This window comes from Phenylobacterium sp. (genome assembly GCF_016793285.1).
In the GTDB taxonomy this organism is placed as follows: domain Bacteria; phylum Pseudomonadota; class Alphaproteobacteria; order Caulobacterales; family Caulobacteraceae; genus Phenylobacterium.
Window position 1 is genome coordinate 1 of the sequence record NZ_JAEUMO010000105.1, and the last position, 23,004, is coordinate 23,004.

Consider the following 23,004-nt stretch of genomic DNA (forward strand, 5'->3'; position numbering starts at 1 on the left):
GCGCGACTACGGTGAATTCTCGCGCGTCATCGGAGACTTGGCAGTCGATTTGAAAGGACCATTTCTTGATGTCGGCGCGAATATCGGAACTGTCGCATTACTAGCCGCATCTCGGGGCATAGCCGTCACCGCAGTTGAGCCTCACCCGGGATTGGCAGGGCTCCTCCGTCACAATATTGAAGTGAACGGATTTAGAAATGTCCAAGTAATAGAGGCTGCGGCTGGCGAAATCACGGGCACAGCAGATTTTCCTATTGCACCAATGGAGGCCTCTATCAATTTCGGGAGCGTGGGATTCGGCTCGAATTTTCCCACTAGACCTGTCCAGATGGTCACTCTGGACGATATTGTCCCTACAAGATGTGCCTTTGTAAAGATTGATGTGGAAGGATTTGAACTTGACGTACTTCGTGGCGCAGAAAATGTACTCCGAATTGTACGCCCTGTATGGCTAATCGAGCATCATGGTGCTGATGGCTCAGGAGAGGTGTTAGATATTTTGCGATCTGGAGACTACATTCTATATTGGTTCTTTTCGCCATTCGTTACGCCAAATTCGCCCAGGAACGGTGGCGCAACGAAAATATTGGGGGACATGAATATATTGGCCGTGCCGAAGGAAAATAGTCAACCTAAGAATATAACTCTCATCGATCCGAACAGACCCAGACCAACAAGCACACAATCATTTCCGTATCTTGCTCAGTACGGCTTCTCTATGGACTGATAAGTGCAATAATTACTCGACCGCCACCTCCAGAGAAGCCAGAACCACCGCCTACCGCCTTCGCGCCGCTCCCGCCTCCGGGCGTGCTGCCAGCCAATCCAGACGCCGCAGCGCTCCCATTTCCACCGCCAAAGTCCGCGCCGAGGTCTCCCAGGCCCGCAGCCCCGCCGCCGCCGCCGTACGAAGTCACACCAGAGCCACCCGAACCTCCATAGGCAACGCTCGCACCGGCCGCTCCCGAAGTACCGCCGGCGCCACCAGGCCGGCGCAGATCTGCGTTGCCCGACGGCAGGCCGCCTGACCCGCCCGCCGGCGAACCAGCCCCTCCTCCCCCTTGACCACCGCCCGCAATCAAGACGCCGAGGCCATAGGGAAGAATTACCGTCGTATCGCCACCAGCGTTCCCAGGCGCTCCATCTGGGGGAGGTGATGCGCCGGCGCCCACGCTGTAGGAGATCGTCCCCCCCGGCTTCAACCGCATTCGCTTGAAGAGGACCGCTCCGCCACCACCCCCGCCTGATGCACCGCCCCCGTCCGCACCGCCCGCGCCCCCGCCTCCCCAGGCGTAGATCAGCGCGACGCAAGGTCTGTTGACCGTGACGCTGCCACTGCCGCCGTTCGCAACAATCGGTGCGTTCGGCAAGATGACCTTGCCTTCTCTTCGGCCGCTCATCGCCTGCCCGACGGTCCCTCTGAGCCGTTGCCCCGTCGCCATTAGTAATCCGCCCATTCGGCGATGATATTGATGCTCACCGACTGGCCTTGGGCCATGTAGATTCGCTCGCTGGGCTGTAGGATCAGGGGATTGTCGTCCGAGTATCCGAAGTCCGTAGTTGGTGCCTCGGTGGTCTGGGCCATGGTGTAGGTGGCCATGAGAGCGCTGTCGGCGAAGAATTTGGAGCTCCCGCTCGTTCCGTTATCGCGGAAGGCTTGGAGCTGATTTGCGGTGCTCACCGTCGCGCATGGGATGGCCTGGAGCTTCGTCAGCCGTGCGCCGTTGGCGCCAGCTTGCAAGAGTTGGACGGCATTCGTAGGGTTGGTCGTATAGGTCGAGTTTGTAGCGCCCGAAGGCAGGTTCACCGCCGCGCTCTTCGGCGCCTGGGGGGTCACGATGCTGTTGGGGGTCACGGGCATGGTGTTTGAGGCTCCTTAGAGGGCGACGGCGAACGCCAGGGCCAGGCCCTTCACGGCGGTCGCGTAGTCGTTGAGGTCTGCGCTCGATAGGGCCTGCCAGCTCGGGCTGGTCCCGTCGGTCTTCACGAACTTGCCGGCGTTGCCGGCCTGCGCGGGCAGGTTGCCGGCGTTGTAGGACCAGGCCGTCGCGGCCACGTAGTCCTTGATCGACGATCCGCCGTAGCCCGGCGTCTTCACCGCCGCGCCGTCGGTCGCGACCCAGACGATGTCGCCGGGGTCCACCGTCACGCTCGGCGCAGCGCCGGTGGTCAGCGTCACCGGGCCGGAACAGGCGTTCCAGACCAGGTAGCTCTTGCTCACCACCGGGATGGTCACCGTGAAGGGGCCCGCCCCGCCGGTGAACTTGATCATCGCCGCGCGCGCCTCGTCGTCGGGCGCGTTGGCGACGCCGAGGGCGGTGCTGCCGCTCAGCGGCTTCGTCAGCCAGCCCGCGACGGCATAGTCGGCGTGGGCGAGCACGGCGTTCAGCTTCTCGCCCCACAGGTTGATGTTCTCGCCGGTGAACTGCAGTTCGAACCGGAGCGATGGCGACCAGGAAGAAGGCATCAGACGATCACGGCTCCCGTGTCTTGGCGGATCCAGTGGGCCCCGTCCGAGTGGGCGAGGATGTTGAGGTCGGTGACGAGCACCAGGCTGTGCGGCCACGCCGCCGCGGGCGGCAGTCCGGCCTGGGCCACCGCGAACAGCGGCGTCGGCGCCTGCGGCTGCGCGAGCGCGCCCAGCGCGTCGTGGAACGATTTCAGGACCGCGCGCACGGCGTCCGGCACGCCCGGCCCCACGGGTCCCGGCGTCATCGCGCCGCCCGCGCGCCGACCAGCGCCGGCAGCTCGGTCGCGAGCGTCCGCGCCGCGCGGCTCCGCGCGTCCTTGGCGTTGAGCTCGCCGATCGCCCGCTCCAGCCGCGGCTCGTAGGCGCCGGCCAGTTCAGCGTCACGCAGGAACGGGGCGGCCTCGCAGAGCGTGGCGAACAGGTAGACGTCCGGCCCGTCGGCCAGCAGCGCGTTCGTCGGCGCCGCGTCCGACAGCGAATACGTCTTCAGCATCCGCAGCGTCAGCGCATAGACCTCGTCGCACGGCCGGTCGAACGCCAGCGTCGCGCCGTCGATCGTCCACACGCCCGGCTCGCCGCGCACCGACGACGCCGCGATCAGGCCCGCCTCCAGGAACGGCAGTTCCGTCCGCCCGTCCGCCTTCACGATCCACACGCGCAGCGGCTCGGCGAAGCCGGCCGGCAGCGTGACCCGCCGCGAGCCGATGGCCGTCGAGAGCTCCGTCTCGGTCTCGGCGAGCCGCGTCCGCAGCACCCGGTTCAGCCGCGCCTCGGCCAGCGCGATGAACTCCGGGATCCGCTCGGTCAGGTCCGCGCGGACGAGCCAGTTCGCCGCCGCCGCCTTCAGCTCGGCATAGGTCGTGATCGCCATCCATGGGCTCCAAAAGAAGGGGCCGCCCGTAGGCGGCCCGATGTGATGCTGCTGACGCTTCGTCTCGGTGTGGCGCTGCGACGCCCCCACCTCCGGGCCGCGGCCTCAGTTCGCGCCGACCGCCGCAAGGTAGGCGTCCATCGCCGCGTCGAAATTGGCCGCCTCGGTCGCCGTCCAGATCGCCGCGCCGCCGCCGATCATCGCGAAGCTCACGCGGCTGTCGCTGAAGGTCGTGTTGCTGCGCAGGAGCGCCAGGCCCGCGCCGTTGACCGACGGCGTGCCGGGCGCGGCGGTCGACATGAGCGCGCCGTTCCGATAGCCGGCCTGCCCGCCCGCGTCGCGGGTGACCAGGTAGCGCCCCACCCGCCCGGCTCCGTTCGTGAAGCTCTGGTCCGAAGTCGCGAGGAACCGGCCCTGGGCGCCCGTGCCGTTGTAGGGGTTGAAGCGCACCGACGCGGCGCCGCCGTTCAGGCCGAAGACGTGGTTGTTCGCGCCCACGGTCCCCGCCACGTTCACGCCCACGCCAAACGTCGCGAGCGCCGAGGCGGCCTGCCAGTTGACCCCGGTGGCGTTGTTGGCCAGGCCGGTGTTGATGAAGGTGCCTGAGCCGTCGCCGGCGTAGCCGCGGTCGGCGGTGAACGTGGGCGAGGCCTGCGGCGAGGCCGCGTAGCTCGTGCTCACCCAGTTCAGCGCCGCCGCCTGGCCGTCGTGCGCCGCGTAGACGTGCAGGACGTCGATCTTCGCCCACAGGCCCGCCGCCTTCAGCGCGCCGATCAGCGCGTCGATCAGGCCGCGCCGCGTCGCGCCGGGGTCGGCCGCGAACCGCCCGATCAGCGCCGCGGTCTCGGCGTGCGCGACCGTGGTGATCGTGAACGTGTCCGCGACGCCGCCGATCTGGAGCCCGACGTCGAGCGCCGTCGCCAGCGACGCCGAGGCCACGCCGCGCACCTTCACGACGTCGCCCGCGCCGACGGTGGTCGCCGCCGAGGCCCAGCCGCCGCCGTTGATGGCGTAGTCGCCGCCCGTCACGCTCAGGGCGGCCGGCGCATCGATGCCGCCGACCGTGATCGCCGCGCTCTCGTAGGTCGCGCCGGGCGCGCAGGCGCCGGCGTCGCCCAGCGCGAACGGGTCGGGCGTGGTGTCTGCGCCGCCGTCGCCCTGGGCCGCCCAGCCGGTCCGCGCCTGGTGCCCGAGGCCCCGCTGGCCCTGGTGGACGGCCACGCCTCAGAGCCCCTGGCCGGTGGTGAGGTAGAGCGTGGCCGTGCCGCTCGCCGTGATCGCCGAGACGTGCGACGTGGGCGCCCCGCTGGGGTTCGACAGGGTCACCACCTCGATCGCGCCCGCCGGCAGCGGAATGTCCGAGGTCGTGGCCGACACCGCCGGGTCGCCGAACGTCCAGAAGGCGGTGTTCGGCCCCGCGTTGAACAGCCGCAACTGGTGCGAGCCGGTGGGCTGCTGCCGGATCGCGGCGCGCAGCCCGCTCGACGTCGTGGCGGCGATCGAAGACGTGCCGGCGGGCGCCGGCGTGAAGGGCTTCATGGCTGGCCTCATGCAGGGAATGCGGCGTGCGCCGCCTCTCGAAGGTTCGATGGGTGCGCGGCGGGCGGCGCGCGCCGCCCGCCGCGCGGGGGCGCGCTAGTTGTTCGCCAGCCGGCACGCGAGCTGCGGCCGGACGGTCCTGTAGCCGTAGAGCACGTCCAGGCGGCAGGGGAACTTGTCGTTGTTGATGTCGTACTGGCGCACGATCCGCATCGAGATCCCGTCGAACACCTCCCGCCCCGCGAAATCGACGCCGTGCGGCGCCACCATGTCGGCCGTCGCGAACGCGAAGGCGCCCTTCTGGTAGGCCATGCTGATCCCGTGCGGCGTCGAGACGCCGCCGGCGATGGTGATGGCGGCGTTGTCCGCCGGCGCGCCCGAGACGTTCTGGCCGGCCCCGGTCGTCACGATCGCGGGCGAGATCGGCCAGCTCGTGGCGGTCGCCGCGGCGCCCACCACGAACTGCTGCAGCACGCCCGTCGACTGCTTGGTCTCCGGATGCACCCGGAACACGCCGGCGATGGTGAAGATGTCCCCCTGCGCCGGGGCGTTGGCGCCGGTGTCCACCGTCAGGGTCGCGCCCGTCTGCGCGGCGCCGTTCACCAGGTAGGCGCCGTTCGCGGCGCTGCGCGCGTGCGACGGCCACAGCGTGTTCTCCATGAAGTCGAACCCGGCGGTCCGCCCCATGTAGCCTTCGCGGTTCTGCTTCGAGATCGTGGCCTTGTCGTTGAACAGGCCCTTCAGCGCGTCCACCAGGTCGACGTTGTCCTGGGTGTTGAGGTTGCAGGTCCGCCCGTTGAGCGGCGCGAGGTTGTCGACCAGGATCTTGCGGCCCTGCAGCACGCGCGTGAACGTCGCCGCGCCCGCGCCCAGCACCTGGTTGTAGACGTCCTTGTACATGCTCATCGCGTCCGCCTCGATGTTGGCGGCCAGCACGCTCATGGCGGGGTCCAGGATGCGCTCCGAGAAGTCGTCCAGCGCCAGGGTCAGGTCGACCGAGGTGAAGTTCAGGTCGACACCCTTCTGCGTGGCCACCTTCAGGTCCACGGTGCTCTCCACCGTGTCCTTGGCGTCGAGGTTGGGGCCGCTGCGCACCACGTACTGGTTCGGCAGGCGGATCTTCAGCGTGTCGCCGATCTTGGCGCCCGACTGGGCGAAGCGGTCGTCGTAGTCGCGCGTGATCGTGCCCACGAAGTTCAGCTTCTGGTGCAGCACGCGCAGCGCCTCCCGAGTCACCTCGGTGGCGGTCAGGATCGTATTGGGCATGGAATGTCCTTTGGGATGTTCAGAGGGATCAGCCACGCGAAGGCGACCGAGGCGCGAGGCGCGCGTGCTCGGGGCCCGGCCGGTCGGCCGGCGGCTGTCGAGGGGGATCCCGTCGTTCCGATCCGGTGGCGGCGGGCCGCTCGGATCGGAGGGATCAGATCATTTGGGCGTTTCGGCCGGCGCGGCCGGCTCCACAAGCGGCGTGACAACGCCGTTCAGATCGATGTTGAGGCGCCTCGGCTCTGCGTCGAGCGGGCCAGCCCCCGAGAGTCGCCACTGCGTGAGATGCGGCATGCCGTAGATCGCCGGCTGCACGTACATGAACGCACTGCAGGCGAGGCACTCACGCGTGGCTTTCGCCACCCGCACGCGATAGGCGACGTCCTCGTCCTCGACCGTCTTCAGCCGATATCCGAAGTCGTCGCAGACGCCGTTGCAAACCACGGCCAGCAGCGTGCCGTCCGCATTGTTCTCCACCGCCAGCCAACGACCGCCGGCCCGCGTCACGTCCGCGCCGTTGGCGAGCACCTCGACGTTGTAGGGCGGCCTGCGCCCCATCCACATCACGCCGGCGGTGATCAGCCCCAGCCCCACGAGTGTGGTGGCCAGGCCGGCCGCCACCCCGGTCCAGAAGGCGAAGCTTGCATCAGGTCGTTCAGAACGCAAGGTGAACGTCTAGCGCGGCGGAAGGCCGGTCCGTCCATCCGGCGGAGTCCGCTGGGAGGCGCCCGCGTCGCGTTTCGCACGCTCCCCCACGCTGAAAGATCCGCCGCCCTTCATCGCCTGCAGGTTGGCCACGATCTGGCGACCGGCCCGAGTCCTCAGGGTCTCCATCACCCCGGCCATCAGCGCGCCCCCGTCACTTGCTTGTTGCGCCGGCGCATCCATTCCTTGGTGCCGAGTTCGGCGCGCGGGCCGCTGCCTCCGGCGCCTCCGCTGCTCACCACCACCGCCGGCCGCACGGCCATCGCCTCAGGGTCGCCCTGCCCCGCCTGGTCGGCCTTCCAGGCCTTGTGCAAAAGCTTCCACAGCCGCGCATCCGCCGCCTCGGCCAGTTCCTCCGGCGTCACGCCGAACGCCTGGGCGTATTCCACCAGCTTGACCGCCACGTCGGGCGACCAGCCGTCGATCTCGCGCGACAGCGTGCGCCCCGCCTCGGCCATCGCCTCGGCCGCCTCACGCGCCCGGTCGAGCTTCGCGCCGGCCTCGTGGCGCGCCAGCGCATAGGCGAACTCGTCGCGCAGCGCCCGGGTCTCATGGAACGCCTTCCGGAGCGCTCCGGCGCGACGCGGATCGGCCTCGCCCAGCGCCTGCCAGTCGATCCCGTCGAACTCCCGCAGGTGCCGTTCCAGCGCGGTCAGCGTCGCGCGATCGCCCGCCTCGTCGTCGAAGCCCCGCCGGCGGTGCGAGAGCGCCTCGCGCTCCGCCTCCACCTCCCGGCGATGCCCCGCCAGCTCCTGCGTCTTGCGGGTGTAGTCCGCCTGCCGCAGGAACGCGCCGCGCAGCGCGCCCGGCAGCGTGTGGACGGTCCCGTCCACCTCCAGTTCGAACACGTCGTCATCCGGCGCGCCCGTCATCTCTTCGTCCAGGCGCGCGGTGTCCTGCGCCGCGATCAGGGCGTCTTCGTCTTCCATGGGATGTCCTTGGTGATGGCGGCCGCGGGATGCGGACCGCGCAGGGTTTGCGTCAGCGGGCCTTCTCGGCGTTGCGCCCGCGGATCCAGGCCCTGGTTCTGGCGATCCCACGTCGGATCGCCTCGGCGTTGTCGTCGCCCGTTCCGCTTGAATCGGGCGCAACCCCGCACCAGTACGAACATATGAGGAACAACGAGCCGGCCTGGTCCGACACACGGTGGCGGATCGATCACACCCTCGACAGCGCGCTCCTGCTTCCGCCCGGCCTCTATCTCCTCGGCCTCTTCAACGGTGACGCCGAGACGCTCGGCATCGCGATCTTCGGCTGGTTCCTGGCGGCCTTGATCTGGACGCCGTGGATCATCGTGCGGCATGCGATGAACAAGCCGACCGGAGACGTCGCCCGCGCGACGGCCATGCTCGGCCTCGGACTGCTCCCCTGGGCCGCCTGTCCGTTCGGTCTTGACTGGGTGGAGCAGCCTCTCGGCCTGCGCATCTCCTTCCTCATCGTCTTCCTGCCCGGCGCGGCCGCCATGGCGCTCGCGGCGTATCCGCGTCCGCGCCGTCTTGCCGGCGACGCGCGCTGCTGGTCGGCGGCGGGGTTGCGTGGGGCGTGTTCGCCCTGCTGTTGGCCGCGGCTCTCGCCTTTGGCCTCCCCGAGGCGATGGGACCGTTCACCGCCGTCCCGGTGCTGCTGGCCGGCCTATCCGGCGTCGCGGCCGCCGCGGTCTTGCGCGCCGCGGCGCGCCCCTCGCCTCCTCCGGCTTCGGAAGCCTGACCCGCTCTAGCTAGCGTGGCCGTTGCATCGCGCGCATCCGGTTGGTCTCGGCCTCGAAGGCGTCGATCTCCAGCTTGCGCGCCTGGTGCGTCTTGTCCTGCTTCAGCGCCGCGATCTCGGCCCTGGCGGCGTTCAGCGCCTGGGCCAGCCCCGCCATCTGCGCCTGCGCCGCCCGCATCCCCGCCTGCGCCTGTGGGTCCTGGCCCTTCGCCGCCGGCGGCAGCAGCGCCGCCAGCCGTCCGGCGATCTCGTCCGCCCCCGGCCAGTCCAGATTCCGCGCCAGCAGGTCTCCCAGCACCGGCGCCGCCATCGGGTAGGCGCGGATCAGCTCGATCATCTGCGTCGCCGCCTCCTCGCGGCGGCTGGTGAAGCTCGGCCCCGAGCGCACCGTCAGGTCGTACTTGCCGGCGCCCAGGTCGTGGATCCGCCCGATCGCCTTCAGCCGCTCGGCGGCGGGACCGGCCGCCGGCCCGCCCATGGCCTGTCCGCCCGTCGCCTGTCCGCCCGGCCCCACGCCCACGCTCTGCGCCGACCCGTCCGGCCCCAGCACGCGCACCACCCGCGCCGTCGCGTACACCTTCGGGATCAGGTCCAGCAGGATGCGCCCCGCGTGCCGGATCGCCCGGCTCAGGTTGTCGATGTAGTGGAAGGTCGAGACGTCGCCCTCCCGCTGCCGCGCCATGATCGCCCGGCCCGAGGTCTCGTTCGACCGCGCCCCCAGGCTGGCGTCGAAGAGGCCCATGATCGACTTCATGTCGTCCGAGGCGTTCATCGCCTCCTGCAGCGCGCCGGCCGGCACGCCGGCATAGCCCTGCCGCACCGGCGGTTCCGGCCCGTCGTACTCGAGATAGGCGTGGCTCTGCACGTTGGCCGTCGCCCACTTCGCCGAGTCCGTGTCGAACGCGCCCCTGCGGCCGATGAACGGGGCCTTGGGCGCCAGCGCCACCAGCTCGGTCGAGGCGGTGCGCCAGTAGTTGAACATCCGCTGCGGGTCCTTGGCGTCGCGCACCAGGCTGCGCAGCCGGCGCCGGCCGTCCACCATCAGTTCGTCGCCGTAGACGGGCACGATCGGGATGAACCGCCCGGCCCATTCCACCGTCTCCAGCACCTCGGCCCCGGTCAGGATCCGCTGCGTCACCTTGTGGCTGGCGCTCTTGCGCGGCCGGCCCACCGGCGTCACGCCCAGGGCGTCGAACACGGCCTTGCGGGCGCTGTAGACCGCCTCCTCCACCACCTGGCCGTCCGACAGCGCCAGGATGGTCCGCTCCACGCGCTCGCGCCGCCAGTACTCGGCCACCAGCACCCGCTCGCCGTCCGCCCCCGGCCCCGCGCCCGAGGCCCGCCCGTCGTCGTCCGCCTCCCAGTCCACCGCGTCCGCGCCGCGCCAGCGCGCCGCGAACGCCGCCCGGGGCAGCGCGTCGACCACGAAGGCGGTGTTCCAGTCCGAGCTGTCGGCCGCCGTCGACTCGGGATCGCCGTAGACCGAGAACGGGTTCGCCACCCGCTCGATGGCGATGTCCTGCTCGAAGCCGTCGTCGGCCGCGTAGCGGGTGTTGATCCGGAAGTAGCCCACCCCGCTGGTCACCGCGAAGTCGAGCGCCGTGTCGTAGGCCACCTCGGCGTCCGAGCTCTGCTCGATGTGCCGGATCAGCCCGTTCATCACCTCCGCCGTCTCCGGGTCGGCCACGCCGTCCACCGGATGCACCGAGATCGCGGGCTTGTTCTGCCGCGCGTCGTTCACGACCTGGCGGATGAAGGCCGGCAGCCGGTTGATGGTCAGGCACGGGCGCCCTTCCCGCGCGCGGGCCTGGCGCACCGCCTCGGGCCACTGCTCGCCCAGCCGCGCGAAGCGCAGGTCGTCCAGCGCCTCGCGCCGGTTCTCGGCCTCCGCGTCGGCGGCCAGTTCGAACGCGGCGCGGGCTTGCGCCAGGATGTCGTCGTCGGACAAGGCATGACCTCACATGAAAGCGCCCCACGAGGCAGGCGCCCGGCGGGTGGAAGGCGGGTGGAAAGCGGCAGGGTGGAAGCGGCCCTCGAAGGCCGCCACGGCGGTCTGGATCGAACGATGCGCCGGCGCCTTCAGGCCCGGCGGTCGCTTCAGCGCGGTCTCGGCTCAGGCCGCTTTCGCTGCTGAGGCCCGCCCGAGGCTCGAAGCCCCGACCGCCACCCCTAGGGCCGCACCAGGCGCACTCATCAACGCTGACTGAAACCTACCGAATTCGCGTTCGCATGTCAAGAACAAAATGCGAACATTTCACGCCGCCGCGCGCCGCCCTCGCGCCTTCGGCCCCGCCGCCTTCGCCCGCGGCGCCGCCTTGCGCTCGCCGCCGCCCGCGCCGTTCCGCCGGCCCATCTCGGCCTGCACGCGTGCGTGCGCGCTCTCGTGCGCCCTGGCGCGCGCCAGGCAGCGCTGGTGCAGGGCGCGCAGCTCCTTGTCCGAGAGTTTCTCGATGCCGATGAACGCGTTCTCGGCCTCGGAGGTCAGGATCAGGTCGTCCAGCTTGGCCTGGATCGCCTCGCCGTCGCGGTTCTGGGTGTTCTGGATCAGGAACACCATCAGGAAGGTGACGATCGTGGTGCCGGTGTTGATCACGAGCTGCCAGGTCTCGGAGAACCCGAACACCGGCCCCGAGGCGGCCCACGCCAGCACCAGCGCGAGGCACGCGCCGAAGGTCCACGGGCTGCCCGTCACCTTGGCGGTGCGCGTGGCGAAGGCGGCGAAGGCTTTGTCGAGGCTCATGCCGCCTCAACGTCCGGCGGCGCGTTTCGTGGCGCCGCGGCCGCGCCCGAAGCCCCCGCCCTCGAAGGCGCCCGCCCAGGAAGAAACCCCCGGCCGTTTCCGGCCGGGGGCTCGAAGTGCGCTGGGCCCTGGGAGGGAACGCCAGTGCTGTAGCTCTGCTCGACCCTAGAAGCGGTACTGCAGCTCGATGCCGTAGGTCCGCGGCGGCGTCAGCTCGAGGTTCTGCGCGCCGGTCAGGTACTGGTCCGACGGCACGGCCGGGTTGTTGTTCCGGTTCGAGCCGGCGAGCGCGGCGTCGTAGCCTTCGGTGTCGAACACGTTCTTCACGTAGCCGATGACCGTGAACTTGTCGTTCTTCGGCTGGAAGTACGCCCGCAGGTCGACCTGGTCCCAGGACGGGGCCTTGTTGTACTCGCGGGTGAAGACGTTGGCGTAGGCCGCCGTCCGGTAGAGGTAGGTCGCGCTCAGCGTCAGCGCCCCCGGGTCCATCTCGAAGGTGTAGGCGCCGTTCACCGCCACCTTGTGCTTGGGCGCCTGGGGCAGGCGGTTGCCGGTGATGCTGACCGCGCCGGTGTTGACGTTGTCGTTCACGTCGACGAGCGCGGCGCTCTTGGTGATCTTGGTCGGGTTGTAGCCGTAGTCCAGCGTCAGGCGGACGGCGCGAACCGGCTGCCAGATGGTGCTGAGCTCCAGGCCGCTCGACCGCGACTTGTCGATGTTGATGAACTGGCCGACGTTCGTCGGGCCCACCTTGATCGTCACCGGAGCCTGCAGGTCGCGGTAGTCGATGTAGAAGAGGGCCGCGTTGATCTGCAACGTCGAGAAGTTCTTCTTGATGCCCAGTTCGTAGGAGTTGGCGTACTCCGCGTCCGCCTTCGGCACGGCCAGGAAGCCGCCGGCCGAGAAGCCGAACGCCTTGTAGCCGCGGCTGTAGCGGGCGTAGGCCATGGTGTCGGGATCCGGCTCCCACTGCAGGCCAACGGTGCCGGTCCAGGCGTCCGAGGTGTCCTTCAGGTCGCGCGCGGCGATGCCGTTCGGCCCGATGGTGTACTGCCGGCAGACCATGGCCGCGCCCGTGCCGGTGCAGACCGACGGCGTGACCACGCCCTCGATCGCGCCCGCCGTGCTCTTCGGCGCCAGCGTGTCGGTCAGGTCGAACGAGCCGTTGCCCAGGCCGCCCAGGGCCGCCAGCGCGTTGCCGAGACCCAGCGCCTGGCCGACGGCCGGCAGGGCGCCGAGGTTGCCCAGCAGGCTGCCGTAGTTGGCCGCCGTGCCGGGGCCCAGCGCGCCCAGGCCCAGGGCCGTGTAGAGGCCCGGATAGCAGGCGTCCGAGTTACAGACGATGCGCCGGTACTCGGTGCCGAACTTCTTGTCCTTGGTGTAGCGCAGGCCGGCGGTGAACTTGACCGTCTCGGTGGCCTGCCAGTCGATCTGGCCGAACGCCGCCTTGCTCTCGGTGGTCAGCGCGTAGTTGCCCGTCGACCAGGTGCCGCTCGGGTTGGCCGCGGCGCCCAGAACCGGCGTGCGCAGGCTGCTCGGGCCGTTGAGGAAGAAGTCGGCCGTGCTGCCCGTGCCGGTGTACTTCTCGTGGTAGTAGTAGGCGCCGGCGATCCACTGCAGCGGACCGTCGCCATTCGACGAGAAGTTGATCTCGTGGCTGTACCACTTCGGATACTCGAAGTAGTGGTAGGTATTGTCCGCGTTGACCGTCAGGGGCGTACAGTTGACGCTCGACCGGCCAGCCGCGAACAGCGCACCGATGTTGGCGCACAGCGAACCCGGGGCCACGGGGATCTGGAACGACTTGACGTTCGTCGCGTCGGTGTCCCCGTAGAGGTCGTACTTGTACTCCTGGAAGCCGCCGACGTACTTAATGTCGAACGTCGGCATGTGGTAGACGAAGTTCGTCGTCAGCGAGTTCACGTCGCGCAGGCGCACCCGCTGCGGCGTGTTGGTGTTGAAGTCGCGCGAGTCGCTGAGCGCCGGGTTCACCCGCACGTTGGTGGTCCCGAACTGCTGCACGCTGCCGGGCACGGGGCCCGCCAGGCCGGTCGCCGGCGAGTAGGCGAAGGCCGAGTTGTACACGATCGAGAAGTTGGGGTCCGTCAGGCCCGTCTCGTAGGGGCCGTTCAGGAAGCCGGCGCGCGCGCCCGGGCCGCCCCGGTTGTGCCAGACGATGGTCTTGTACGACACCCACCACTCGGCGTGCTCGCCCAGGTCGGCTTCGAGCTGGAACTGCGCCTGGTACTCGTCGCGCTTGCTGCCTTCCGAAGGCCCGCCGGCGACGTTGGTGTAGTAGCCCTTGCGCTGGTCGCGCTTGTAGCCCGAGACGCGGAACCGCAGGTTGTCGGCGATCGGCCCCGACACCGCCATCTGCAGGTCGGTGTAGTCGTAGTTCTCCACGATGCCGCGGACTTCGCCGTAGAAGTCCTTGGTCGGCCGCTTCGAGATCACGTTGACGGTGCCGCCGATGGCGTTGCGCCCGTACAGCGTGCCCTGCGGGCCGCGCAGGATTTCCACCCGGTCCACGTCCAGCGGCGGGCTGCCGGCCAGGACGGTCGAGGTCGTGAACAGGCCGTCGATGTAGATCGACACCGCGCCGTCCACCGAGTGGACGTTCGTCAGGCGGCCGATGCCGCGCATGGACGCCCGGTCGTTGGCCGACTGGTAGGTGAAGCCCGGCGTGAAGTTCGTCAGGTCCTGGACGGTGTTGATGCCGACGAGGTCGCGCTGCTTGCTGGTGAAGGCGGAGATCGCGACCGGGACGTCCTGGAGGCTCTGCTCGCGCTTCTCGGCGGTGACGACCAGTTCCTCGATCATGTTGGTGTCGCCCGAGGCCTGCGCGAAGGCGGGACCGACGATCATCGCCGCGCCCAGCAGGACGCTGGACGCCAAAAGACATTTCCTGAGATTCATTTCTGACTGCCTCCCCAGCAGTGCTCATCCCGAGCGCTATTCGCTGCGCTTCGCAGGGGAAGCTGACCGACGTTGCGGGCCCGGTCAACGTCTTTGACAGAAAGACCAGAGTCTTGCGGCCGTCTCCGCGGCCCATTTCTCTTGTGTAACGGCGATATCCGTCGCCGTTGCGGCGATCTCCACTGGAGTCTGCTTTGTATAACGCGTTATTACGTAACTGCAACCAGAGCGCGACCTCAATCGTCCTCGTCGGCGTCCAGTTCGGCCACCAGCCGCTTCAGCCGCGCCAGGTCGTCCGGGTCCAGCGCCTGCTCCTGCGCGAAGTGCGCGACCAGCGCCGCCAGCCGGCCGCCGAACAGCCGGTCCAGCAGGCCGCGGCTCTCGTCGGTCACCCAGTCCTGCCGTCGGATCAGCGGCGCGTAGACCACCATCCCGCGCCGCCGCTGCGAGGCCAGCGCGCCCTTGCCGATCAGCCGGCGGATGAGGGTCCGCACGGTGGCCTCGCCCCAGCCGTTGGCCGGGCCGGCGGCGGCCAGGATCTCCTCGGCCCCCGCGCCGCCGCGGCCGGCGTCGGCGCCGTCCCACACCGCCGCCATCACCTGGCTCTCGGCGGCGGAGATGCGGCCCGGGGGTTGCGGCGGGCGCATGGCCCCTACGCCGCCGCGCGCCGGATCCGCGCTTCCAGATGGCGCTCGCAGAGCACGCCGACCGTCGTGGCCAGCAGCCCCAGCATCACCGCCAGCGCCGCCTCGGCCCAGCCCGGCGCCAGCACCGCCACGCTCGGCGTCGGCCGCACGTTGGCGATGCCCATGAACCCGGCGAACAGCACGTAGCTGGCCCCCAGCGCCCCCAGCGGCGCCCCGCCCGAGCGCACGATCCTGAGCCGCCCCAGCGCGCCGGCCAGCGCCCGGGCGTCGCCCTTGCCGACCTTCGCCAGGTTCAGCCCCCAGATGACGACGGCCGCCGCGGTCGACGCCAGCAGGATCGCGAACACCAGCTTCATCTCGATCGACGCGTCGGCGAACACGCGCCCGACGTGCAGCCGCTCGGCCGGCGGCACGACGGTCAACCCGTCCTCGGCGCAGCCGGCGCAGCCCGCCTGCGCCTGCGCCCGGGCCGCGCCCGCCGCCGCCAGCATCAGCGCGCCCGGAAGCGCGCCCGTCATCATCTTCGCCTTGAACCCGATGCGCCTCATGGGCGGCCTCCCGTCGTTATTACGCCTGTAGCAAATTCAGACTACAGACGTAACAACGACTGTCAACCGCTCCCGTCGGCCCCGAGGTCGGGCCCTGGGTCGGCCCTGGGTCTGCCCGAAGTCGCCCCGGGGTCAGAACGTGCGGCGGCGGCGCTGGAACAGGCCGAACAGGAACAGCAGCAGGATGGCGCCCGCCGTCGCCACGACCAGGCTCGGGACCACGCCCGAGCCCAGGCCGATGCCCAGGGTCGTGGCGATGAAGCTGCCGAGGAACGCGCCGATCACGCCGACGACCAGGTTGGTCAGCAGGCCGTGGTTGCGCCGCATGACCTTCTCCGCGATCCAGCCGGCCAGGATGCCGATCAGGATCGCGCCGATGATACCCACACCGCTCATAGGAACCTCCTCCATGTCACCGGCATGCGGAATGCGGCTGGAGGAACGCGGTTGCATGGCGCCGGCGCCGCTTCAGCGGATTCGCGGGCCCGACGTCATCAGGTTCAGGTAGAGCAGCGCCACGATCAGCCCGGCCGTGCAGCTCAGCGGGCGCGCCGCGAACAGGTCGACGCCCTGCCGTCCGAGGTCCAGGGCCTGCCGCAAGATGTCCGGCATCCGCCGGCCCTCCGTCGTCGTGCGCCCCCGCCGGTCCGTTCTAGGCCGGCCCCCTTGACGGGGTCTGAAGCGGCAGGATTAACGCCGCCCAAGCCTCCAGGCCCCCGAGCCCCCTCACGCCATCCACGACAGCGGGTCGCCCGTCGGCCGCCAGATCCGCGGCCGCTCGCCCGCGCCGCCCTCGCCCGGCGCCCCGGCCCGCGGCGTCCCGCGCCGGTTCAGCGCGAACTCCCCGAACGCGTCGGCCCCGTGGCTCGCGCGGTCGTGCAGCGGCCCCGCATAGCTCAGCGTCGAGCGGTTCCAGCGCTTGCGGTACGCCCGCAGCCGCTCCAGCCCCAGGGCGCACCGCGTCGCGTCGAACCAGCAGACCGGGATCATCAGCCGCGCCGCGCTCACCCGCTCCTCCGGGTCGGCCGCCACGCCCACCTGGATCGGCCGCACCCCCAGCGCCGCCAGCACCTCGTAGCGCGACCGCCCCGTCGCCAGCTCGCGCACCATCACGTCGTGCGGCAGGTGGTGCGTCCCCCACACCCACGGCCGGCCCGCGATCGCCTCGCGCACGATCGCCTCCAGCCCCTGCCCGGCGGTCTCGAAGTAGTCGATCGCGCGCACCTCGCGCCCCGCCTGCTGGAAGAACCAGATGGCCGTGTAGTCGTCGATGCCCAGGTCCCAGGCGGTGTCCACCGGCAGCGCCGGGTCGTAGGGCGCGCGCCCCACGCGCCCCGCCTGCTCCGCCTCGGCCAGCGCCGAGGCATAGTAGGCCCCCGGCGCCGCGGCATCGAAGTCCACCAGGTACTCCGACGCGAACCGCGCCTGCCCCTCCTCCTGCGACCCCAGCTCGGCGACCAGCTCCGCCTTCTCCCGCTCGAGCTGCTCGGGCGTGAACACGTCGGTCGCCGTCGCCGGCGACTTCAGCGTGAACCACTCGTCCGGCCGCCGCTGGCGGCTCTCGAAGGCCCGCGTCGCGTGGTTGCGCCCCCGCGGCGTCCACAGGAACAGCGCCCACCCGTCGTTCTCCAGCAGGATCGGCCGCAGGTGCGCCCACGCGTCCGGCTTGGTCAGCGCCCACTCCGAGAACACCACCCCGGCCACCGAGGCGCCCACGAGGCTGTTGTAGTTCTCCGCCCCGACCACCTGCCACGTCGAGCCGTTCGGCAGGCGCACCTTCATCTCGCCGTCCAGGAACTCCGGCCCCATCTGCGGCGGAAACGCCTCGGCGATCCGGCGCTCGCCGGTGTGCGGGTTCACCGCGTCCCAGATCGCCTTGCGTCCCTGCGACGCCTCCGGCAGCACGTGCCAGTAGCCGCCCTTGCGATGCTGCGCCGCATACGCCGCCCAGTGCAGCGCCACGTCGTCCTTGCCCCACCGCCGGTGCGCCACCACGTCCGCGCGCCTGGCGCCGCCCAGCAGCGCCTCCCACAGGTCGTTCTGGTGGGTGCGCGGCCGCCACGGCAGGATGTGCTCGAACGTCGAGATGACCTCGCCCCCGTTCTTCCCTTCGCCCGCGCTCTTCCCTTCGCCCGCGCTCATCCTTCGCTCCCGCTCTCGCCCTCAGGGAAGATCTCGCGCAACACCGTGCGCCCCTCGTCGTTCACCGCCTTCTCGAAGCGGCGCACGCGGAAGACCACCTCCACGCGCGGCGCCTTGCCCGCGCCGGCCCCGAAGGCCGCCGCCACGGTCTTGGCGTCCCAGCGCTGCGGCGCGTCCAGCGCCGCGCGCTGCATGAAGGCGGCGTGGCGCAGCCGGTCGCCCGTCGGGCCCTGCGCCGCGTTCCGCGCGAACTCCAGCGCCTCGTCGGCCCGCAGGTCGGCCGCGCCGGCGTCCGCGGCCCGGAGCGCCGCCACGAACTCGGGCTTGGTGTTCCGCCACAGGCAGACCGTGCTGTAGGCCGGCGTGTCCTCCCGCCCGCAGATCGCCTCCCAGGTCTGGCCCTCGTTGCGCAGCCCGCAGAGCTTGTCGACCATCGCCTGCGAGTACCGCGTGTTGCGACGTCGGGGTTGCACCGCCGGCGGCGCATCCGCGCCCCCGCCCTTAGCCTTCCTGGCCATGGCTTCGTCTCCTTCTTCGATGTGGATGAATGGCTGGCCGGCGCCCCCGCGCCGTCTTCTCCCGGCTCTCCCTCGGCGCTGCCGCGCCCCGGGAAGGAGGACCGATAGGCCTCGCCATGGGCGTGGCGCTCGCATCCGCGATCATTCCAGGCTTGCCCTGGGGAACGACGCTGGTGGATTAGGTATCTCTACGTTCGGGCGACAGGGGCGATCGATGTGCGATGACGCAAACGGCGAGACGCCGGAGGTCAAGAAGGCCGTGTTCCGGCGGCTGGTGGAATTTTATGCGCGCGCCGATGTGGACGCGCTCGAAGCGCTCGTGGCCACGGACTATGTCGGACACACCGCCGCCGGCGATCGCGACTGGGCCGAGTTTCGGCAGAGCATCCTCAACTTCCACCAGTTGTTCGATTACTCGACGGACTCTTTCATCGTCGAAGACCAGTTCGTCGACGGCGACAAGGTCGCGACCCGCATGACGGCCCGTGTGCGCAACCGTGAAACGGACGAACCCGTGACCATGATCGGCATCAACCTTGCGGTGATCAGGCGCGGGCAGATTCATGAGGAATGGAACACGTGGGAAGTGATGTCGCCCGTCGCGCCGGGCAACGACGGCGGATCGGATAACGGGTCACTCTCGGTCCGCGGAGCGTCGAAATCCGCGTGATCCCATGGTCGGCGTCATACACATGGCGCCCGGACCGCTCTGACCCGCGTCCACGTCCAGGCCTGGCCCTGGCGCAGTCGTCCACAGGCGGACGTTCTCGACGTCACGTCAGGGTCGAAAGCGCACCTCGCCTCCCCCGCGCAGGTCGGCCGTGTCGGCCCCGCCGTCCCGGCGCGGGCCGACGCCCGGTCCGTGGCGCAGCGTCTCCACGAACAGCCTGAAGGCCGAGGAGGAGAAGCGGCGGTTCGGATAGTAGAGGTGGTAGCCCGGCAGGTCCGGCGTCGAGCCGGCCAGAACGCGCACGAGCCGCCCCTCGTCCAGGTGGCGCTTCACCTGATCGAGCGGGAGATACGCCAGGCCGTGGCCGTCCAGGGCGGCGTCGCCGATGAGGTCGATCGTGTTGAAGGCGAGCTGGCCGTCGATGCGCACCCGCGTCTCGCGGCCGCCGGTCTTCAGGCGCCACGCGTTGATGCTTCCGGACGTCGGCAGGCGCAGGTTGATCGCGCAGTGCTCGGCGAGCTGCGTCGGCGACGTCGGCGCCGGATGCGCGCGCAGATAGGCCGGCGCGCCGACGATGGCCATGGGAATGTCCGGGCCGATGCGCACGGCGATCATGTCCCTGGCGATCTCGCCGCCCAGTCGCACGCCCGCGTCGAAACGGTCGGCGACCACGTCGGCGAGCCCGTAGTCGATCGTCATCTCCACCTTGATGTCGGGATGGTCCCGCAACAGCCGCGTCATCGCCGGCACGAGGATCGTCTTCGCCGCGTGCTCGACGGTCGTTATGCGGATCGTGCCGACGGGCGTGTCCCGCAGCTCGCCCAGCGCCGCCATGGCGGCGTCCAGGTCGTGCAGCATCGGGCCCAGCGTCGCGAGCAGGCGCTCGCCCGCGTCGGTCGGCGCCACGCTCCGCGTCGTGCGCGCGAGCAGGCGCAGCCCGAGCCGCTCCTCGGTCCGTCGCACGATCTGGCTGAGGGCGGATTGGGCCATGCCGAGCCGGGCGGCCGCCTTCGTGAAGCTGCGCTCCTCCGCCACGACCACGAAAGCGGCGAGGTCGGCGATTTCATCGCGTCGCATTTATCATCCCGCTGATAGGCGCAAGCAAAATTACCTCTCTAATGGATGAACCCGCGCGGTCGTAGATTGTTGTTCGCAAGCGAGCCTGCACCCCGCCCGCAGGCGCCTTGTGGCCCCTGGCTGCCGTTGCGCCGGGCTCGCAAACGACCATCGAGGACGAGCAAGATGAGCGAAGCCGTAAAGACCTGTGACCCCTCTGCCGTCGACGTCGGCGCCAACGATGTCGACTACAGGAAGGCGCTCGGCGCCGACGAAGGCGGCCTCGTCGATACGGCGGTCGAAGCGATCAAGGGCATGGCCGGGAAGCTGGCCGACAAGCTCGACCCGCTCACCGAGCAGTATGCCGGCCTGTTCAAGACCGGCCTGCGGACTCCGGTCATGCGCACGCCGGGCGACTACGGCATGGATTTCGAGGAGACGTGGTTCCCGTCCATGGACGGCGTTCCGCTGGAGGCCTGGTTCATTCCGGCGGCCTCGGACAGGCTCCTGATCGTCAACCATCCGATGACCTGCAATCGTTACGGCTTCCCCGGCCATCTGCCCGAGTACAGGCAGTACTTCGGCGGCTTCGAGGTCAACTTCCTGCCCGAGCTGAGGGCGCTGCACGACGCCGGCTACAACATCCTGACCTACGACCTGCGCAATTGCGGGCGCAGCGGCGAAGGCAACGGCGGGATCAGCGGCCTGGGCCTGCTGGAATGCCGCGATGTCGTCGGCTCGGTGCGCCACGCGCGCGCCCATCCGGTCATGGGCAAGATGCGCACCGGCCTGTTCAGCCGCTGCATGGGGGGCAACTCGACCATCGTCGCCATGTCCAGGTGGCCCGGCGAATTCCGGCACGTCGAGGCGCTCGCCCTCCTCAACGTGGTGTCCGGCCCCACCTTCATCGAGCGTGGCGCGGAGAACCTGGGGCTCGATCCGCAGGAGGCGGCGAAGCGGCTGGACGCGCGGTGCCGCGAGACGACCGGCTTCAGCCTCTTCGACTTCCGCCCGCAGGACCACGGCGCGGGCGTGACCGTGCCGACGCTGATGGCGCAACTGCGCCGCGACTTCCTGATCCACGGCGAGAAGGACGGGCAGGAGATCTTCGACTCGCTGGCGGCCCAGACCAAGGAACTGCTGTGGATCGAGGAGTCCAACCAGCGCTTCTACGCCTACAACCACTTCGGCCAGCATCCCGAACGGCTGATCGCATGGTTCGACCGCCACATGCCCGCCCGGACCTCCCCGCCCCGCCCCTGACGGCCGGCTGGCCGGCCGGCCAGCGGCGGCCCGACACCTCCCCACCCCCGCTCATCCCCGCGAACGCGGGGACCCAGGCTTCCTCCTCCCCAGCGGGGTGGAAGACCCCGCCCCGGACTCGATCCGGGGCGCCGGCCGCCGGTCGATTGGCCGACGCGCCGGCGGCCCGTTGCGTCGGCGGTCAGGGCTTGACGTTCCTGGCCCTTGAAGGTCGCCGCCTGGGAGCGGGCGCCGGCGAGGGCGCGGCAGCGCCGATCACCAGTCCGTTGCTCCATTGAATGCGCAGGCTCTCCTGGTTGAGGTTCCGGACATGAACCTCGAGCGCCTTGCGGCCGGGGCCGTCCGCCTCGCGCCTCAGGTCGAGTTCCTGGACGCCGTTCTCCTTGATCCGGAAGCAGCGCGGCTGGTTGATGTGCCGTTCGCATGACTCCGGAAAGGTCAACTTCAGGTAGACATGGGTGGCCGGATAGCGGAGCGCCGTGATCTGGAAGACCGGCTCTCGGGTGTTGTATTCGTTCAGGTTCGCGATTTCCGCCGTGCGGCTCACCACGATGTTCTTGAAGAGCCACTTCGAGGAATAGAGCCAGAGCACCCAGCCGTCCGGCATGTACGTCGCCAGCCAACTGGTCGGCAGCTCGCGGGAGAATGTCTCGATGACTTCGCAGCGCTTGCGCCCACCCCTGGAGATCAGCTCGCGGGTGATTTTCTGACCGTCGATATAGCTGGCGACGTGATTGGTGTTGAGGAGGATTTCACCGGCCTCCGCCGTCGCCGAGTGTTCGAAATGGTAGGCCGATGTGCCCCGTCGGTTGGCATGGAAGAGCTGCCGGCGCTCGACCTTTCCCTTGGCCATGTCGTCGCCGTCCAGCGCGAGCGTGGGACGTGTCTCCAGGACCGAGATCGTCACTTCCGAGCCCTCGATGTATCGAAGGCCGCGGCGGATCGTCTGCAAGACGAGTGCGGTCGCCACAACGACGACCAACGGCAGCGACAGCAGAAACAGATAGCCTATCGCGATCCCGTCCCGGTAGATCTCGTTGGTAGGCTTGAGGAGTTCGGCGAGAACCGCGGCAAGGTCGGCGTTCGGCCTCGAAAGGAAGAAGCCGATCGGCTGCCAGAAGAACTGCAACCAAGAGACAAGCCCGACAAGGGCGACAATGACTACCGCAGGGCCACGCCAGCGGCCCCCACCTTGCTGCGGCATGAACGTCCCCACCCAAGTTCGGAAGGGGAGTATGGGCATAAAGAAAGGCGCGCCAACCGGCGCGCCCTAGCGGCTGAGCGAGTGCCCTACCTCAGATGGTGTCGTTAGAGCGCATCGAACCCTCCGGAAGGCCCCGAGTCGGCTGCACCGGACTTGTGGGAGGAAGCTAAGAGAGGCCTGTCTACAAGGCAAGCGTGACGAAATCGTTCCGAATATACGTCGCGATCTTGGCGATGGAGGCCCTGTGAGGCGTCGCACATATGCGCTTGCGGAGGGCGCCGCAAGGATTACGGTGACAGTGCCTGATTTGACCCGTCCCCGACCGACCGGGACGCGGACGCCGCCGCAACCGCGCACAGCGGGCTTGGCCGAAATTGCGACGATACGCCCTCCGGAACAAATAGCGAACTTTGTTCTGGTCAACGGGTCGGCCCTGGCGTACTGTCCGCGCGTGAAGCCCTCGACGTTCCGCGCCCTCAGGATGGCTCTCCTCGCCGTAACCGTCACGGCGGGGGCGATCGCCGCACTGCCCGCCGGCGCCACGGCGCCCCTGCCGAAGCTCGCGAAGGACACGCCCTATCCGACGGTCCGGGCGCAGCTCATCCGCATGGGCTACGAGCCGATGCGCGTCCGAAAGGCCAGGCCCGAAGACAGCGATCCCTGCCCCTATCCGACCGCCTTCTGCCGCGCCTACCCTGAGGTCCTGTCTTGCGCGATCGACGTCCCGATTTGCGAGCTGCTG

The 23,004-nt window shown here is 69.6% G+C and carries 25 protein-coding genes; 5 read left to right on the top strand and 20 right to left on the bottom strand.

All coding sequences use genetic code 11. The annotated features are described in order from the left end of the window. A partial coding sequence (locus JNL41_RS10750) for an FkbM family methyltransferase (protein ID WP_293474775.1) occupies positions 1-727 on the top strand: 727 nt, incomplete at its 5' end. 714 nt (positions 728-1,441) lie between these two features. Here the strand turns inward: JNL41_RS10750 and JNL41_RS10755 are convergent. The 9 genes from JNL41_RS10755 to JNL41_RS10795 form a co-directional block, all read right to left on the bottom strand. After that, complete coding sequence (locus tag JNL41_RS10755; protein ID WP_293474777.1) at positions 1,442-1,861, bottom strand: hypothetical protein; 420 nt, start codon at positions 1,859-1,861, stop codon at positions 1,442-1,444. A 15-nt stretch (positions 1,862-1,876) separates the two neighbouring features. Next, a complete protein-coding gene (locus JNL41_RS10760) occupies positions 1,877-2,467 on the bottom strand; it encodes a hypothetical protein (RefSeq protein ID WP_293474779.1) in 591 nt (196 codons plus the stop codon). Further along, positions 2,467-2,715 carry a hypothetical protein gene (locus JNL41_RS10765; protein ID WP_293474780.1) on the bottom strand — a complete coding sequence of 83 codons (249 nt, stop codon included), beginning with the start codon at positions 2,713-2,715 and terminating at the stop codon, positions 2,467-2,469. Before JNL41_RS10765 ends, JNL41_RS10760 begins: the two co-directional genes overlap by 1 nt. Beyond that, positions 2,712-3,341, bottom strand: a complete 630-nt coding sequence (locus JNL41_RS10770; RefSeq protein WP_293474782.1) for a hypothetical protein — start codon at positions 3,339-3,341, stop codon at positions 2,712-2,714. The genes JNL41_RS10765 and JNL41_RS10770 overlap by 4 nt, the downstream gene beginning before the upstream one ends. Before the next feature lie 105 nt (positions 3,342-3,446). Then, positions 3,447-4,562, bottom strand: coding sequence for a hypothetical protein (locus tag JNL41_RS10775; RefSeq protein WP_293474784.1), 1,116 nt, complete (start codon positions 4,560-4,562; stop codon positions 3,447-3,449). Positions 4,563-4,565: 3 nt separating this feature from the next. Next, a complete protein-coding gene (locus JNL41_RS10780; protein WP_293474786.1) occupies positions 4,566-4,880 on the bottom strand; it encodes a hypothetical protein in 315 nt (104 codons plus the stop codon). 96 nt (positions 4,881-4,976) lie between these two features. After that, a complete protein-coding gene (locus tag JNL41_RS10785; RefSeq protein ID WP_293474788.1) occupies positions 4,977-6,146 on the bottom strand; it encodes a P22 phage major capsid protein family protein in 1,170 nt (389 codons plus the stop codon). A 159-nt stretch (positions 6,147-6,305) separates the two neighbouring features. Then, complete coding sequence (locus JNL41_RS10790; RefSeq protein ID WP_293474790.1) at positions 6,306-6,767, bottom strand: hypothetical protein; 462 nt, start codon at positions 6,765-6,767, stop codon at positions 6,306-6,308. Between the two features lie 224 nt (positions 6,768-6,991). Continuing rightward, positions 6,992-7,780: a hypothetical protein gene (locus JNL41_RS10795; protein ID WP_293474792.1), complete on the bottom strand. Its 789-nt coding sequence runs from the start codon at positions 7,778-7,780 to the stop codon at positions 6,992-6,994. A 29-nt stretch (positions 7,781-7,809) separates the two neighbouring features. On the opposite strand from JNL41_RS10795, the gene JNL41_RS10800 reads away from it, so the two are divergent. Next, complete coding sequence (locus JNL41_RS10800) at positions 7,810-8,568, top strand: hypothetical protein (protein WP_293474794.1); 759 nt, start codon at positions 7,810-7,812, stop codon at positions 8,566-8,568. Here JNL41_RS10800 and JNL41_RS10805 read toward each other — a convergent pair whose 3' ends face one another. The 9 genes from JNL41_RS10805 to JNL41_RS10845 all read right to left on the bottom strand — a co-directional run bounded on the left by JNL41_RS10805 (position 8,569) and on the right by JNL41_RS10845 (position 18,069). Then, entirely contained in the window at positions 8,569-10,506 is a 1,938-nt protein-coding gene (locus tag JNL41_RS10805; RefSeq protein WP_293474796.1) for a portal protein, read from the bottom strand. A gap of 306 nt (positions 10,507-10,812) precedes the next feature. Further along, on the bottom strand, positions 10,813-11,298 hold the full coding sequence (locus JNL41_RS10810; protein ID WP_293474798.1) for a low affinity iron permease family protein: 486 nt from the start codon (positions 11,296-11,298) through the stop codon (positions 10,813-10,815). A gap of 165 nt (positions 11,299-11,463) precedes the next feature. After that, positions 11,464-14,193, bottom strand: a complete 2,730-nt coding sequence (locus tag JNL41_RS10815) for a TonB-dependent receptor (RefSeq protein ID WP_293474800.1) — start codon at positions 14,191-14,193, stop codon at positions 11,464-11,466. A gap of 257 nt (positions 14,194-14,450) precedes the next feature. Next, positions 14,451-14,861, bottom strand: coding sequence for a BlaI/MecI/CopY family transcriptional regulator (locus tag JNL41_RS10820; protein ID WP_293474802.1), 411 nt, complete (start codon positions 14,859-14,861; stop codon positions 14,451-14,453). A 5-nt stretch (positions 14,862-14,866) separates the two neighbouring features. Next, entirely contained in the window at positions 14,867-15,409 is a 543-nt protein-coding gene (locus JNL41_RS10825) for a hypothetical protein (protein WP_293474804.1), read from the bottom strand. 132 nt (positions 15,410-15,541) lie between these two features. Beyond that, the gene (locus JNL41_RS10830) at positions 15,542-15,805 is read right to left on the bottom strand and encodes a GlsB/YeaQ/YmgE family stress response membrane protein (RefSeq protein ID WP_293474806.1); all 264 of its coding nucleotides are present in this window, start codon (positions 15,803-15,805) and stop codon (positions 15,542-15,544) included. 72 nt (positions 15,806-15,877) lie between these two features. After that, a complete protein-coding gene (locus tag JNL41_RS10835) occupies positions 15,878-16,021 on the bottom strand; it encodes a hypothetical protein (RefSeq protein ID WP_293474808.1) in 144 nt (47 codons plus the stop codon). Between the two features lie 114 nt (positions 16,022-16,135). Then, entirely contained in the window at positions 16,136-17,551 is a 1,416-nt protein-coding gene (locus JNL41_RS10840; RefSeq protein WP_293474810.1) for a hypothetical protein, read from the bottom strand. Continuing rightward, on the bottom strand, positions 17,548-18,069 hold the full coding sequence (locus JNL41_RS10845; RefSeq protein WP_293474812.1) for a hypothetical protein: 522 nt from the start codon (positions 18,067-18,069) through the stop codon (positions 17,548-17,550). Before JNL41_RS10845 ends, JNL41_RS10840 begins: the two co-directional genes overlap by 4 nt. A 214-nt stretch (positions 18,070-18,283) precedes the next feature. Here JNL41_RS10845 and JNL41_RS10850 point away from each other — a divergent pair, with 214 nt between their 5' ends. Continuing rightward, positions 18,284-18,739, top strand: a complete 456-nt coding sequence (locus JNL41_RS10850) for an ester cyclase (protein WP_293474814.1) — start codon at positions 18,284-18,286, stop codon at positions 18,737-18,739. Between the two features lie 108 nt (positions 18,740-18,847). Here the strand turns inward: JNL41_RS10850 and JNL41_RS10855 are convergent, their stop codons facing one another. Beyond that, positions 18,848-19,816 (bottom strand): LysR family transcriptional regulator, encoded by a 969-nt coding sequence (locus JNL41_RS10855; RefSeq protein WP_293474816.1) that lies wholly within the window; start codon positions 19,814-19,816, stop codon positions 18,848-18,850. A gap of 165 nt (positions 19,817-19,981) precedes the next feature. On the opposite strand from JNL41_RS10855, the gene JNL41_RS10860 reads away from it, so the two are divergent. After that, complete coding sequence (locus tag JNL41_RS10860; protein ID WP_293474818.1) at positions 19,982-21,058, top strand: alpha/beta hydrolase; 1,077 nt, start codon at positions 19,982-19,984, stop codon at positions 21,056-21,058. 181 nt (positions 21,059-21,239) lie between these two features. On the opposite strand, the gene JNL41_RS10865 is transcribed toward JNL41_RS10860, so the two are convergent. After that, positions 21,240-22,262, bottom strand: coding sequence for a hypothetical protein (locus tag JNL41_RS10865; RefSeq protein WP_293474820.1), 1,023 nt, complete (start codon positions 22,260-22,262; stop codon positions 21,240-21,242). Positions 22,263-22,743: 481 nt separating this feature from the next. On the opposite strand from JNL41_RS10865, the gene JNL41_RS10870 reads away from it, so the two are divergent. Next, a partial coding sequence (locus tag JNL41_RS10870; RefSeq protein ID WP_293474822.1) for a hypothetical protein occupies positions 22,744-23,004 on the top strand: 261 nt, incomplete at its 3' end.

Excerpts from the sequence above, each read along its gene's own strand:
- JNL41_RS10755 (WP_293474777.1), bottom strand. The coding sequence starts at position 1,861 with ATGCCCGTGACCCCCAACAGCATCGTGACCCCCCAGGCGCCGAAGAGC.
- JNL41_RS10760 (WP_293474779.1), bottom strand. The coding sequence starts at position 2,467 with ATGCCTTCTTCCTGGTCGCCATCGCTCCGGTTCGAACTGCAGTTCACC.
- JNL41_RS10765 (WP_293474780.1), bottom strand. The coding sequence starts at position 2,715 with ATGACGCCGGGACCCGTGGGGCCGGGCGTGCCGGACGCCGTGCGCGCG.
- JNL41_RS10770 (WP_293474782.1), bottom strand. The coding sequence starts at position 3,341 with ATGGCGATCACGACCTATGCCGAGCTGAAGGCGGCGGCGGCGAACTGG.
- JNL41_RS10780 (WP_293474786.1), bottom strand. The coding sequence starts at position 4,880 with ATGAAGCCCTTCACGCCGGCGCCCGCCGGCACGTCTTCGATCGCCGCC.
- JNL41_RS10785 (WP_293474788.1), bottom strand. The coding sequence starts at position 6,146 with ATGCCCAATACGATCCTGACCGCCACCGAGGTGACTCGGGAGGCGCTG.
- JNL41_RS10795 (WP_293474792.1), bottom strand. The coding sequence starts at position 7,780 with ATGGAAGACGAAGACGCCCTGATCGCGGCGCAGGACACCGCGCGCCTG.
- JNL41_RS10800 (WP_293474794.1), top strand. The coding sequence starts at position 7,810 with ATGCGGACCGCGCAGGGTTTGCGTCAGCGGGCCTTCTCGGCGTTGCGC.
- JNL41_RS10810 (WP_293474798.1), bottom strand. The coding sequence starts at position 11,298 with ATGAGCCTCGACAAAGCCTTCGCCGCCTTCGCCACGCGCACCGCCAAG.
- JNL41_RS10820 (WP_293474802.1), bottom strand. The coding sequence starts at position 14,861 with ATGCGCCCGCCGCAACCCCCGGGCCGCATCTCCGCCGCCGAGAGCCAG.
- JNL41_RS10825 (WP_293474804.1), bottom strand. The coding sequence starts at position 15,409 with ATGAGGCGCATCGGGTTCAAGGCGAAGATGATGACGGGCGCGCTTCCG.
- JNL41_RS10830 (WP_293474806.1), bottom strand. The coding sequence starts at position 15,805 with ATGAGCGGTGTGGGTATCATCGGCGCGATCCTGATCGGCATCCTGGCC.
- JNL41_RS10835 (WP_293474808.1), bottom strand. The coding sequence starts at position 16,021 with ATGCCGGACATCTTGCGGCAGGCCCTGGACCTCGGACGGCAGGGCGTC.
- JNL41_RS10840 (WP_293474810.1), bottom strand. The coding sequence starts at position 17,551 with ATGAGCGCGGGCGAAGGGAAGAGCGCGGGCGAAGGGAAGAACGGGGGC.
- JNL41_RS10845 (WP_293474812.1), bottom strand. The coding sequence starts at position 18,069 with ATGGCCAGGAAGGCTAAGGGCGGGGGCGCGGATGCGCCGCCGGCGGTG.
- JNL41_RS10850 (WP_293474814.1), top strand. The coding sequence starts at position 18,284 with ATGTGCGATGACGCAAACGGCGAGACGCCGGAGGTCAAGAAGGCCGTG.
- JNL41_RS10855 (WP_293474816.1), bottom strand. The coding sequence starts at position 19,816 with ATGCGACGCGATGAAATCGCCGACCTCGCCGCTTTCGTGGTCGTGGCG.
- JNL41_RS10860 (WP_293474818.1), top strand. The coding sequence starts at position 19,982 with ATGAGCGAAGCCGTAAAGACCTGTGACCCCTCTGCCGTCGACGTCGGC.
- JNL41_RS10865 (WP_293474820.1), bottom strand. The coding sequence starts at position 22,262 with ATGCCGCAGCAAGGTGGGGGCCGCTGGCGTGGCCCTGCGGTAGTCATT.